The sequence below is a fragment of the Bacillus sp. GW821-FHT01G09 genome (genome assembly GCF_059422205.1).
On record NZ_JBWKWL010000001.1, the window covers coordinates 319,577 to 333,028 of the forward strand.

The 13,452-nt window shown below is 45.7% G+C and carries 10 protein-coding genes; 2 read left to right on the top strand and 8 right to left on the bottom strand.

The features are described from left to right. Window positions 1–11: 11 nt before the first annotated feature. Complete coding sequence (gene rsbP / locus AC07VD_RS01625) at window positions 12–1,223, top strand: phosphoserine phosphatase RsbP (protein ID WP_494721587.1); 1,212 nt, start codon at window positions 12–14, stop codon at window positions 1,221–1,223. A gap of 52 nt (window positions 1,224–1,275) precedes the next feature. Here the strand turns inward: rsbP and ganB are convergent, their stop codons facing one another. The 7 genes from ganB to lutR all read right to left on the bottom strand — a co-directional run bounded on the left by ganB (window position 1,276) and on the right by lutR (window position 10,180). Continuing rightward, the gene (ganB, locus tag AC07VD_RS01630) at window positions 1,276–2,565 is read right to left on the bottom strand and encodes an arabinogalactan endo-beta-1,4-galactanase (protein WP_134154485.1); all 1,290 of its coding nucleotides are present in this window, start codon (window positions 2,563–2,565) and stop codon (window positions 1,276–1,278) included. A 79-nt stretch (window positions 2,566–2,644) separates the two neighbouring features. Next, window positions 2,645–4,708 (bottom strand): beta-galactosidase GanA, encoded by a 2,064-nt coding sequence (gene ganA, locus AC07VD_RS01635; RefSeq protein ID WP_494721586.1) that lies wholly within the window; start codon window positions 4,706–4,708, stop codon window positions 2,645–2,647. Between the two features lie 18 nt (window positions 4,709–4,726). After that, complete coding sequence (gene ganQ, locus AC07VD_RS01640; RefSeq protein WP_014478026.1) at window positions 4,727–5,578, bottom strand: galactooligosaccharide ABC transporter permease GanQ; 852 nt, start codon at window positions 5,576–5,578, stop codon at window positions 4,727–4,729. Between the two features lie 3 nt (window positions 5,579–5,581). Then, on the bottom strand, window positions 5,582–6,838 hold the full coding sequence (gene ganP, locus AC07VD_RS01645; protein ID WP_029946017.1) for a galactooligosaccharide ABC transporter permease GanP: 1,257 nt from the start codon (window positions 6,836–6,838) through the stop codon (window positions 5,582–5,584). Between the two features lie 39 nt (window positions 6,839–6,877). Next, window positions 6,878–8,143, bottom strand: coding sequence for an arabinogalactan oligomer ABC transporter substrate-binding protein GanS (gene ganS, locus AC07VD_RS01650; protein ID WP_494721585.1), 1,266 nt, complete (start codon window positions 8,141–8,143; stop codon window positions 6,878–6,880). A 140-nt stretch (window positions 8,144–8,283) separates the two neighbouring features. Further along, a complete protein-coding gene (gene ganR, locus AC07VD_RS01655; RefSeq protein ID WP_494721584.1) occupies window positions 8,284–9,276 on the bottom strand; it encodes a galactan degradation operon transcriptional regulator GanR in 993 nt (330 codons plus the stop codon). 181 nt (window positions 9,277–9,457) lie between these two features. Further along, window positions 9,458–10,180: an L-lactate utilization/bacilysin biosynthesis transcriptional regulator LutR gene (gene lutR / locus AC07VD_RS01660; RefSeq protein ID WP_003228277.1), complete on the bottom strand. Its 723-nt coding sequence runs from the start codon at window positions 10,178–10,180 to the stop codon at window positions 9,458–9,460. 227 nt (window positions 10,181–10,407) lie between these two features. Here lutR and lutP point away from each other — a divergent pair, with 227 nt between their 5' ends. Then, window positions 10,408–12,099, top strand: a complete 1,692-nt coding sequence (lutP, locus tag AC07VD_RS01665) for an L-lactate permease LutP (RefSeq protein ID WP_041333212.1) — start codon at window positions 10,408–10,410, stop codon at window positions 12,097–12,099. A gap of 26 nt (window positions 12,100–12,125) precedes the next feature. Here the strand turns inward: lutP and rpoN are convergent, their stop codons facing one another. Continuing rightward, window positions 12,126–13,436 carry an RNA polymerase factor sigma-54 gene (gene rpoN, locus AC07VD_RS01670; protein ID WP_024573107.1) on the bottom strand — a complete coding sequence of 437 codons (1,311 nt, stop codon included), beginning with the start codon at window positions 13,434–13,436 and terminating at the stop codon, window positions 12,126–12,128. Window positions 13,437–13,452 lie beyond the last annotated feature (16 nt).

The following is a 13,452-nucleotide window of genomic DNA, read 5'->3' on the forward strand; positions in this document are numbered from 1 at the left end:
GACCCTCTTAGATGGACAAACAATTGAATGATGCACCCTGCGGTTTCCTCGCTTTGTCAGAAGAGGGGTCGATCATAGCTGCCAACCGTACCCTTATCAAGATTCTGGATTATGAGCCGGAGCAGGTTATCGGCCAGCATATGAATATGATGTTGACCATTCCCGCACAGCTTTTCTGCCAGCTTTATTTTTTTCCGCTTTTGAAATTAGAGCATCACATCGAAGAAATATACATTTCCCTGAAAGCAAGAGATGGAGAAGAAATTCCCGTCCTTATCAATGCTATTGCGAGACACGATAGCGGGGCTTCTGTCTTTGATTGTGTTCTTATTCCAATGCGAAAGCGAAATGAATATGAAAATGAGCTGCTGATAGCCAGAAATGAGGCCCAAGAAGCTTTGCTTGCCAAACAGAAAGCCAATGCGGAGTTAGAAATTGCCTTGGAAACGCTGAAAGCAAAACAAGAAGAACTTCTTGAGATCAATAAACAAAATCAACAATTTAAATTAAACACCAAAAGAGAGCTTGAACTCGCCAGAAAGATCCAGAAAAACTCGTTGACTGAACCAATTGTAAACGATCAGGTTCAGATTGACTCTTATTACAATGCATCGAGTGAATTGTCAGGTGATCTTTACGGATATTATCAAATCGATGAACACCGTTACGGCATTATTATCCTTGATGTGATGGGGCACGGAATTTCATCTGCATTGATTACGATGTCTCTTCATCCTTTGTTTCAGCGCCAGATCACGCAAGGTCTCAGCCCCGTTAAAGTTATGAAGGAATTGGACCGGCACCTTCACAGCTTGTTTCAAAATGATGAGGAAGCAAGACATTATTGCACTGCTATTTATCTCGAGATTGACATAGCACGGCAAAGAATTGATTATGTCAACGCAGGACATCCGCCGGCACTTTGGCAGGACGATAGCGGAACTCAACATCTGCTTCACGCGACTTCGCCTCCGATCGGAATGTTTGAAGACTTAGTATTTCAGTCAAGCAGCCTTTCATACACGGAGGGCGGAAGATTGCTTCTGTATACAGATGGCGTGATGGATTCTACGGCTTCATGTTATTTATATGATTTACTAAAGGATCATCCTGATTCGCCGATCGCTGACCTGAAGGAGAACATCCTTACATCACTGCAGCATCAAAAGGAAGCCCATCATAAGAGTGATGACGAATGTTTTATATTAGTTGATGTAAAATAAAATGATCCATGAGACATAACAATGATTTGTTACATCTCATGGATTTTTTGTTTCAGCGTTTCTTTGGAATATGTCCTGACTCCGCATATTGAAACACCTGCAAGGAAGGCAGCGGGTGTCCATTAAAATCAAATAAAGCTTGATTATCTACAGCACTTCCCCCATACCACTTCCCGGCGTCTTCAGGGTCGTATTCAGCAGCGTAGCTGGAAGCCCACCCTGACCCGTATGTTTCCCATAACACTTTGTTTTTCTCTATCTGTGTTTTCGGTCCGACCGGAATCCACGCAGGCTCCCAGTAGAAAACACCAAGTCCTGCTTTGCCCGTATTCGCCACTGCCTCCATTACATCTCTTACTGCAGTTGCCTGGCCTTGAACAGAAATTGGATATGGCAGCGTCTGCCCGCTTTTTGGTGCTGTATTTCCATGCCCATCGCCATCTTCAGCGGTATAGGTGTACGATGTCTCCGCCACCATGACTTTTTTGCCGTAAGTATTGGCAACAGCCTTCAGCACGGAGGTCAAATTTTGTAATGTGCCATGCCAGAAAGGATAATAGGAGCTCGCAAACACATCATAATCCACTTTGTTTTTGCTGAGTGTTTCCGCAATAAATGAATACCTTCCAGCCGTTTCAGGATTGGTAAAATGCAGGGCGACCAAAATATTTGAATTTGTCTCCCTGACCGCTCGGCTTCCTTCATTAAATAATTGGCACATCTTCGTCCAATCAGTCTCACCGGCAAATCCTCCTGTTGTTTCATTTCCGACCTGAACCATGCCGATGTCAACGCCTTCCTTGATCATCTTTTGCAGGCTTTGTTTCGTATACTCATAGAGCTTTGCTTTTTTTGCTTCAAAGCTGAGATTCACCCAGGCTTTGGGCACCTTTTGTTTCGCTGGATCGGCCCAGAAATCAGAGTAGTGAAAGTCGGCCAGCACCTTCATTCCGTTCGCTGTCGCTCTTTTTCCGATTTCGATGGCTTTTTGAACATCATTGTTTCCCCCGCCATATCCATTGCCATTTGAATCATACGGGTGATTCCAGATGCGGACGCGAACATAGTTGACCCCAGCCTGTTTTAAGGTTGTAAAGATGTCCTGACGTTTTCCGCTTGTATTGTAAAAGGTGACACCGCTGTTTTCCAAAGCAATAACGCTGGACACATCTGCCCCTTTGATAAAATCCTTGTTCATCCCCTCTACTTTTTTAACAAAAATATCCTCTGCCCGAAGCTCTGACACGTGCTTCTCCTTCTCAATGGCAGCGGCATATCCTGTTGAACTACATGCACTCCACACGATGGCAGCCGCAAAGAACATTTTCACTTTGCTTTTCATGATTTCATCCCCCCAAGACTTAGTAAGCGGTTTCATTCTATAGAAAAAAGAATCCGCCCATATCGAGCGGAGCATCAGCCTAATGTGTGTTTACGACAATTCTCACTTCATACTTTTCCATCGTCAGGTCGCCTGACAATATGTCTCCTGTCATTATGTCCTTCACACTCTGATCAAACGTGACCAGCTGTTTTTCTTCCGTAAAATTCATGACAAAAATATAATCATTGTCCTGATCCTGCCTCGCTTGTACGGAGACGCCTTTTCCGTGCCGAACCGGAAAAACTGGAGAAAGAGACAGGTCTGTGATCAGACCCTCATAGAAATCACGCTGAAATTGATCCTCCAAACGCGCGCCGATAAAATACGCCTTGCCCTGCTGATACTCATGGCTTGTGACCGCTGGCGTGCGCGCATAAAAATCTTCTTGATACACCGCTTCCACTGAAGCAGTATTTACATCAATCACAGTTGCATAATCCTTCATTTCATATATTTGGCTGCGGTAGCTGACAGCGTTTCGATCCTTCGGATATAGGGTGTCCGTTTCAAGAGGCTCAACTCCAAATATAGCTTGAAGATCCGGATGCCATCCGCTTGTGTATGTTAAGTCATGCTCATTCACAACCCCGCTGATATACGTCATGACTAAGGTGCCGCCGTCAGCCGTAAACGCTTTTAAACGGGAAATGGTGTCCTCGCTGATTAAATACAGCATCGGGACGATCAGCAGTTTATATGGTGAAAAGTCTTGTTCTTTCGTGATGACGTCGACAGGGATATCGTGTTCCCAGAATGTGCGGTAATGCTGCTGAAGCGTTTGCGGATAACGTTTTGTTGCCTTCGCAAACCCCTGAGCATCCTCGAGCGCCCAATGATTTTCCCAGTCATATAAAATCGCGGTTTGAGCCGGCCTCTTCGTTCCGACAACTTCGGACAGCCGTTCCAATGTCTCGCCTACCTTGGCCACTTCTTGAAAGACGCGGTTCTTCGGGCTATTGTCATGATCCACAACCGCTCCGTGTAATTTTTCTGATGACCCCCGTGATTTGCGGTATTGGAAATAGAGAACGCTGTCCGAACCGTGGGCAATCATTTGCATGGATGACAGCAGATTCATGCCCGGGCGCTTTGCCTTGTTGACGTTATGCCAATTGACCGCGCTTGGCGTACACTCCATTAATAAGAATGGCTGCTGTTTCAAGCTTCGGTACAGATCATTGATAAAGCCGACCTTCATCGCCAAATCAGCTGTGCTTTCCCAGTCATTGTGCCAGACAGGATAAGCGTCCCAGCTGATGACATCGACATGCTTTGCAAATTTGCTGTAGTCGAGGCCCTGATACGGGATCAAATCCGCTGTGTCAGCCATAAAATTCGTTGTGATAGGGATATCAGGCGTCAATTCTTTCAGCGGAATGATTTCATTTTTATAAAACGAAATCGTTTGATCGGTGACGAACCGGCGCCAATCTAAATTCAGGCCATGCAAGCCATTTTCACCGATCGGCGAAGGGCTTTCAATTTGTGACCAGTCATTGAACGTATGGCTCCAAAAAGGAGTCCACCACGCCTGGTTCAATGTCTTGAGGCTGTTGTCATATTTCGATTTCAGCCACTCCCGGAAAGCATGCTGGCATAGATCACAGTGGCAATCTCCCCCGTATTCGTTTGAAATGTGCCACATTAACAGCGCCGGGTGATGTCCGTATCGTTCTGCTAATAAGCGGTTGATGTGCCGTGTTTTTTCTCGGTAGACTTTAGATGTGAGGCAGTGGTTGTGCCTTCCGCCGTGCAACTGTTTGACGCGGGAGGCATTGACGCGCAAAACTTCCGGATAGGTTTGCGACAGCCAGGCCGGACGGGCTCCGCTCGGCGTTGCTAATATGACCCGGCCGCCTATACTGTGAATCCGCTCAAAAATATCATCCAGCCATTCAAATTGATATATGCCCTCCTCCGGCTCAAGTGCGCTCCATGCAAAAATGCCGACAGAAAACGTATTCGTATGAGAAAGCTTCATCAGTTTGATATCGTCAGCTAAAATATCGGGCCGATCCAGCCACTGATCGGGGTTGTAGTCTCCCCCATGGAGCATAAATTTCGCTTCTGTTACGTGCGTTTTTTCAAGCTTTGACATCACATTCTCCTCCTTGTTCTCTTAGCCCTTCGTTCCGCCTGCGGTTAATCCGGATACAAAATTCTTTTGCAGCATGATAAAGATAACGGCAACCGGTATGCTGATAAGCAGGGCTCCGGCCGCAAATGTCGTATAGCTGGCCCCCATGACATCATTCACTAAATTGAATAGACCGACGGGCAATGTATATGATTCAGGCGTTCTCAATATGGTTGAGGACAGCACAAAATCTCCGAGCGGACCGGTAAAGCCGTTCATGGCCACGACTGCCGCCATCGGTTTTGATAATGGCAGAATGATCTGGAAGAAGATTCTGGTGCTGCTGGCTCCGTCAATCTTGGCGCTTTCGTCTAAATCCATCGGAATGGAATCCATGTACCCTTTCATCAAATACGTATTCATCGGGATCAGGCCGCCGATATAAAGCAAGATTAGCAGCCAGTGGCTATTGATCATTCCCAAGATTTGCGCCAGCACAAACAAGGCAATTAAAGCTGAAAACTGAGGAATCATCTGCAGCAATAAAAAGAGCGTTAAAGCGTATTTCCTCCCTTTAAACCGAAAGCGCGAAAACGCATAGGCCGTAAACGTCACACAGAGCAAAGACCCTGCCATTGTAAACAGGCTGATCTTCATAGAGTTGACATACCACTGCACATATTGAAGGCTTTCCTTGCCCGCAAATAATTCCTTGTAATGATCGAATGTCGGATGCTTCGGAATGATGGATGTACTGATTAAGCTGTTGCCGGGATTAAAGCTTGCGCCTGCCGTCCAAAGGAGAGGATAAACAATGATGACCGCCATAAAGGCTAGCAACAAGTAAGAGAAAAGGAGACGGATATATTTTCTGACTTTCATATCTGCCAGCATACCTTATGCCTCCTCTTTAAAAGACTTTGTCTGTCTGAACTGCCACAATGCGATGGAGATAACAAATACAGATAATAAAATGGTTAAAGCCGCAGCAAGTGAATATTGGCTTGACTGCATTGTCAATTTATAAATCCATGAAACGAGGATATCTGTCCCGCCAGCTGTTGATCCGGTTACAGCCGGACCTCCGCCATTGAATAGATAGATAATATTAAAGTTATTAAAGTTAAACGTAAACTGAGTAATGATAATCGGAGCCATTGCAATGAACACCATCGGAAGCGTGATGTATCTCAGCTTTGAAAAGACAGAAGCGCCATCAATCGTAGCTGCTTCATACAGATCGTCCGGGATGGATTGCAATACGCCTGTTGAGACGAGAAAGATGTACGGAAATCCGAGCCAGCCCTGCATGAGAATCAACGCAAGCCTCGACCAATTGGCATCTGTCATCCACGGAAGCGGATCTATCCCAAAGAAAGCCAAGATGTCATGATTCATCGCACCGAAACTATCATTAAACAGTCCCGCAAAAATTAAAATCGTCACAAAACCGGGAACGGCCCATGGCAAAATCAGAATCGTCCGAAAAAAACGTTTAAACCGAAGGTCTTTCTGGTTAACAATGATCGCGAGAAAAATCCCCAAGCTGACTTGCAGTGTGGATGCAGCAAGTGTCCAAACCACCGTCCAAGCCAGTACATCAAAAAAAGTCGACCTCCAAATATCAACTGTGAAAATATTTGCGAACGTTTGAAAACCGACCCAATCAATTAATTTTGCAGGAGGAGAATGATACAAATCATAGTTTGTAAACGCTAATGCAAAGCTGAATAAGATAGGAAAGATCACGGCGAAAATTAAAATAAACAAAGATGGGCCGCTGACGACATAAGGATAGCCCTCAGAAATGATATGTTGGTATTGTTCCTTTAAGGAACTTAATGGCTTATTTTCATCACGCTGTTTTCCGCTTTGGAACGCATCGCGAAGATTCACATAATACACCGCAAGGCCAAAGCAGGTCACGATGACAGCGATAATTCCTTCCGCCAGCAGAAAAACGGAATTATCCCGCGGCACTTCTGTTCCCAGTGTAAAGATTCCCCAAAACCCCATATTGAGCAGATCTCCAAAGACTGCAAAAAACGATGCGCCTAAGAAAAGAAAGACAATACCTTTTATCCATTGCTTGTTATAAAATTGCCCGAGCCCCGGGATGATAGAAAGCAACAAAGCGACTTGACGATGCTGCACCGTTTTCACCTCTCTTACAATACAAATCTAGCTTCCTCTTTATTTTCCGCTGTGCTTTGCCTTAATTTGTCCTTTGGCGGTTTCAGCGGCTTGATCCAATGCTTGTTTCGGATCCGCCTTCCCTGTTGCAACCGTCTGTAATGCTGAATCAGCCGGCGTCCATATTTCATTCATTTCCGGAATATTTGGTGTTGGCTCTGAGAAACGGGATTGTTCAGTAACTGCCCGTGCCGCCTCGCTTTTCATAATAGCCGGGTCATTGGCTAGGGATTTCACAGCAGGAACTTCTTTCGTCTCTTCATATCGTGTTTTAGAATTTTTTTCATTTGCCAGGAAAACGGCTAATTCTTGCGCCAGCTCTGCATTCTTTGAAAATGCACTGACGTTGTAGCTTTTGACGCCGATAAAGGAGCTCATGTTTTTCCCATTTTCCAGCTTCGGCAGTTTCGTAATGCCATAATTGATTCCTGCTTTCGAAAAGGCTTCTACATTCCATGGACCAGAAATAATTGCGGCGGCTTTTCCTTCTGTGAACAGCGATTCCAATACGTTAATCCCTTGTTCTCCAATAATGCCAGCCGGGAACAGGCCATCTTTGTAAAACTTCTGAATCAGCGCCGCACCTTTGACAGCTCCTTCATTATTGATTCCAATGTCTGACGGGTTATAGCTCCCACCTTTGTCCTTTCCAAAAATGTATCCGCCATATCCGCTCATCACACTTTCTGCATAATAAATTTGATCGAATAGGGCTAAAAAGCCAAATTTGCTGCCGTCAGCAGTCTTTTTGGAATAGTCGTACCACTCTTCCAGCGTTTTGGGCAATTCCTTTTCTGTGATGAGATCTTTGTTGTAAAAAAGCACAGTCGTTTCGACCGCTTTTGGCAGTCCATAAAGCTTTTGATCTACCATTTGAGACTGAATGGAAGCGTCAGTATAAAGTGATTGAACGTCTTTTTTGACATGTAATTCCTTGAGTAATCCTTCCGTGACAGCGGTTCCGATTTGATCCCCTGGCATTGTTAACACGTCAGGGCCTGTGCCGGCCGGTCCGTCCATTCGCAAATCTTCAATCTGCTTGGCATACGGTTTTTCAACGACTTTGACCTTCACATCATGCTCTTTTTCAAACGCAGCAACGGCCTCTTTAATGCCGATGCTCTTTTCTTTATCCTCCCATACAACAAGCTCTGATCCTTTCGAACTCGATTTGGCGCTGCTGCTTTCCTTTGGGCCGCAAGCCGCCAAGGATAAACTGACAGCTGCGCAGAGCATGAATACGGAACACTTTTTTGCCATTTTCATTGATTGTCACCCTTTCGGTAGGAATGAAAGCGCTTTAAAGATAATATAGCACGCCTGAGAAAATGTGTAAACAAACTATTTACCTCCTAGAGTAAATTTTTTTACCTAAATAAAAAATGACTTAGTGTCCTAAGTCATTTTTAATTCATACTCTTCCTGACGATTAATTCCGCGCCCACATATAATGTTTTTACCGTTCTTCTCTTGTCCTGCACTTGTTCAAGCAGTAATTGAACAGCATTTTTACATAATTCATGTATATCAATATGAAACGTCGTCAGAGGAGGCGAGACATACTTCGCGAAGCTGATGTTGTTGATACTCACAATGCTTACCCTGTTTGGTATGGCAATTCCTTTTTCGTTCAGGGCTTGCAGACAGCCCACTGCAATCGGGTCCGCTGCAATCATAAAAGCAGTCGGAAGCTGATTGCCTAATGTGTCGATCGCTTCTGACATCAGGCGGTAGCCGTTTTCTACAGAGAATCCGCGATGACAGAAAATATAGCGCTCATCCAGCATGGCTTTTTCCCTCATATAGGATCTGAAGGTTTGTTCACGGATGTCCATTTCATCCTGATTGGTATTCGGATTTTTGTAAGTGCCGCCGATAAAACCGATGCTCTTATGCCCCTTCTCAGTCAGGATGTTTACCGTCTTCCTTGTCATTTGTGCCAAATCGGGCCTTACCGAGTCAAAATGATCGGGATCAGGAGTTGAATCGATGAACACGCCGTTTTCAGTGAGATTTCTAAGGAAAGCCAGCTCTTCATCTGAAAATGTGCCGACGGCAATAAACCCTTCCGTATGTTCTGGAATGCTCTCGATTCCATCCGCTATTTTATAAGTGGTCATATCGACATTGAATGCTTTCGCCAGTTTTTCTACTTCTAATCTCATCGTTTTAAAATAGACATCTTCTAATTCTTCTTTATCTGTCAGCCAATATAAAAACGCAATATGTTTCACCAGCGGTCTTACTGTTTTTTTGCGGTAATTGAGCTTTTCCGCCGCTTCATAGATTTTCTCCCGTGTTTCATCAGGAACAGAAAGGCTTTCATCGTTATTTAAAACGCGGGAAACGGTTGAGATTGAAAATCCCGCTTCCTGCGCGATATCTTTAATTGTCGCCATTGCATCTGCCTCCATTATTCAGCTCGCATTGTTTTAGTAAAATATTTTACTTTCTTTTTCGCAAATGTCAAGTGCACAAAGCCCTCTGGCTGCCTCATGTAAAAAGACTGAACCATTTGCGGCTCAGTCTCAGTTGTTCGTATCATTCGGAACCGGCGGAATTGCCCGGGAAATGAGTTGGTTATTGCACATTTTCCTCGAAATATCCCGAAAGCACATCTTCCACATTCGTCAAATGCGCCAGCATGGCGGCTTCCGCCTGTGCACCGTTCCCGGCAGCCACAGCATTGTAAATCCGTTCGTGCTCCTCATACAGCCGCTGAACGGAGGTCTTCTTGGAAAACAGCCAGATTTTCCTCGTTTCCCTCATTGTTTCCAGCAGCAATGATGACACGTGATTCATCAAGTGTTTAAGAAGTTCATTTTGAGAAGCGTCCGCAAGCGCAAGATGAAATGCAAAGTCTGCTTTCTCTCCCAGCTCCCCGTCCGCTTCAATGCTGCCCATTTCCTTCAGTGCATCCTGAATTCTTTCGAGATCTGCTTCTGTCCTTTTTTCAGCCGCTAGTGAAGCCACGCCGATTTCAAGCAGTTTTCTGACCTCGAGCAGCTGCTTGACGTCCTCTTTTTTCATCAGAAGGGCGGCTGAGAGCGGCTGAGAAATTTGATTGAGCTCAAATTCCTTCAGATACGTGCCTTCTCCCTGTTTCATTTCGACAAGCCCCATCGCTTTTAGCGCAGAAAGTGCCTCGCGAACCGCTGAACGGCTGACTTGAAAGCTCTCAGCAAGCGCCTGAACAGAGTCCAGTTTATCCCCCGGCTTCAATTCGCCGTTTTTGATCATATCTAATAGTGCATCCGCTACTTCTTCATATATTTTTTTTGTTTTAATCTGTTTGTATTTCAATGCAATTCACCCCGTAACTTGTAGGTCTGGCTGTTTACGATCTATTATACTCTGTTTTGTGGGCCGCCAAAAGATTTTGACTATTTTGTCAAAAAGTCTTGTACTTTGATTTTTTTCAAAATATAATGCTAGGTAACTGGTCTTATTACCCAGTCATCAGATGATCATATCATCTATAGAAACCGCTTACATATGGCGCCAGTTTATGTTTCAAGGAGGGGTTTGGGATGCAATGGACACAGGCATATACGCCTATAGGGGGAAATTTGCTATTATCAGCGCTTGCCGCACTTGTACCGATTATTTTCTTTTTTTGGGCACTCGCGATTAAACGGATGAAGGGGTATACAGCTGGCTTGGCCACATTGGGGATCGCCCTTGTCATTGCTGTATTGGTTTATCGGATGCCTGCGGAAAAAGCGCTGATGTCCGCGACACAAGGAGCCGTATACGGAATGTTGCCGATCGGCTGGATCATTGTGACGTCTGTTTTTTTGTATAAAATCACTGTGAAAACGGGACAGTTTGATATCATTCGCAGCTCTGTTCTCTCGATTACTGATGACCGACGGCTTCAAGCTCTCTTGATCGCTTTTTCATTCGGGGCTTTTTTAGAAGGGGCAGCAGGCTTCGGAGCGCCGGTCGCCATTTCTGCCGCGCTGCTGGTCGGTCTCGGCTTTAATCCTCTTTATGCTGCGGGGATCTGTTTGATCGCCAATACGGCGCCGGTTGCCTTCGGGGCGATTGGGATTCCAATTACAGCCGTAGAAGGGCCGACAGGGATTCCGGCGATGGAGATTTCGCAAATGGTCGGGCGGCAGCTGCCGTTTTTATCCGTATTTATTCCTCTTTATTTAATCATCATCATGAGCGGGTTCAGGAAAGCCTTGGAGATCTGGCCGGCGATTCTCGTATCTGGTGTTTCCTTTGCTGTTGTTCAATATCTCAGTTCCAATTTTTTAGGGCCTGAGCTGCCCGATGTTTTGTCAGCTCTTGTTTCAATGGCTGCACTTGCTGTGTTTTTGAAATGGTGGAAGCCGAAAACAACATTCCGGTTTGCCGGTGAACAAGAGTCGGCCGCCTCAATTGAAACGGCGCGCACAAATCCGGCGGCGCCTGCGTACAGCGGCGGACAGATTTTTAAGGCTTGGTCGCCATTTCTGCTGCTGACGGCGATGATTTCCGTATGGGGCATTCCATCTGTCAAATCTGCACTAACCGGGCATTATGAAGGCTCTGCGGTGTTCTTGAAGTGGCTGAATGCTGTTGGAGAAAAACTGACTTTTGCCCCCGGTGTGCCTTTTTTGAACAATCAGATTGTCAATGCTGACGGTACGCCGATTGAGGCGGTTTACAAGCTTGAGGTGCTTGGTTCAGCCGGCACCGCGATATTGATTGCCGCAGTGCTGTCAAAGTTCATCACGGCGATTTCGTGGAAAGACTGGGGAACCGTTTTTAAAGAAACAGTCCAGGAATTGAAGCTTCCGATTTTGACCATCGCTTCTGTCGTTGGTTTTGCCTATGTCACCAACTCCTCGGGAATGAGCACGACACTCGGGATGACACTCGCGCTGACAGGTTCGATGTTTACCTTCTTTTCGCCCGTCCTCGGCTGGCTCGGCGTCTTCATTACCGGCTCGGATACTTCCGCCAACCTGCTGTTCGGCAACCTGCAGAAAGTCACCGCATTATCAGTCGGCATGGACCCCGTTCTGTCTGTGGCCGCCAACTCTTCAGGCGGTGTCACAGGAAAAATGATTTCACCGCAGTCGATAGCGGTGGCGTGCGCCGCGGTAGGGCTCGCCGGAAAGGAGTCAGATCTTTTCCGCTTTACCATTAAACACAGTCTGTTTTTGCTGCTGCTCGTCTGTATCATCACCTTTTTGCAGCATCACGTATTCAGCTGGATGATTCCTTAAAAAAATCCTCCCGTCTAGGGAGGATTTTATTTATATCGCTTTCTCGCTGCCGATGACGGAATATTCATTTGATCGCGATATTTTGCCACGGTGCGTCTCGAGATTTGGATGCCGTGTTGTTCATACAGCAAATCGACAAGCTTTTGATCTGAAAGCGGTTTTGTTTTGTCCTCTTGATTGATCAGGTCTTCAAGATGCATTTTGACTGCATAATTCGACGCATCTCCCTCTCCTGAAGCCTCGGCTTTTGCTGAGAAAAAGAGTTTCATCTCAAACAGCCCGTAAGGCGTTTGTATTGTTTTCCCTTTAATGGCCCGGCTCACAGTTGATTCATGAAGGCTTAGACAGTCCGCCACCTCTCTCAGAGTCAGCGGCTTCATTGCGCTTCGCCCTTTCAGAAAGAAATCCTTTTGGCGTGTGATCAGTTCATTGATAATTCTCGTGATTGTCTGTTTTCGCTGCCTCAGCGCGCGGCTCAGCCAGCGCCACTCCTGATATTTCGCAGATAAATAGGAGACAGTATCCTGACAGGAGCCGGATGATAAAAGCGTTCTGTACTGCGGATGCAGATCGATCTCGGGAAACGAGCGGGTATTCAGTTCCGCTGCGATGTGCCCATTTTTTACGGTGATAAAAATGTCAGGCTCAATATACACATCTTGCTCTGGCCGGGCAAACAGAAGGCCAGGTCTAGGATGAAGAGCCGCGATATCATCTGAGATATCTTGAATAGTATGAAGCGGAATTCCTGTCTCCACTGAAAGCGCTTTCCATTTTTTTTGCGCAAAAGCATCAAAATGAGCTGAAACCAGCATTTCCGCTTGTTCATTTCTGTTCGGCAGCCGCTGTAATTGAAGAAGGATGCATTCCTGCAAAGATCTCGCGCCGATTCCAGCCGGTTCTAACGACTGGAGTTTTGCCAAAACAGCCTCCGCTTCCTTGGCCGATACAGATAATCGCCGTGCTGCCTCCTCTATATCTTCTTCCAAGTACCCGTTTGAATCAAGCGAATGAATCAGATAATTAAAAATCTTTTTTTCAGTGTTTGTCAGATTCATATCGAGTGACTGCTGTTTTAACGCATCCTGCAATGTTTTTTGCGGATTACTTAATTGAAGGCCCGCTTCCTGTGCATTCATCCTGTTTTTGTTTGTTTTATGGTAAGATAGTGGCGGTGTGTCTGTTTCCTTTCGTTCAATAAGAGGGTTTTCCAGTGAGAGCTCATCAATGTACTCGGCGAGTTCTGCCGAATGATAGCCAAGCAGCGTGATGGCCTGCCTGAGCTCCTGTGTCAGTTGAGGCTTTAATACTTGTACTTGCTGAAGTTTCATATCCATCTTGCTCACTCCCCTT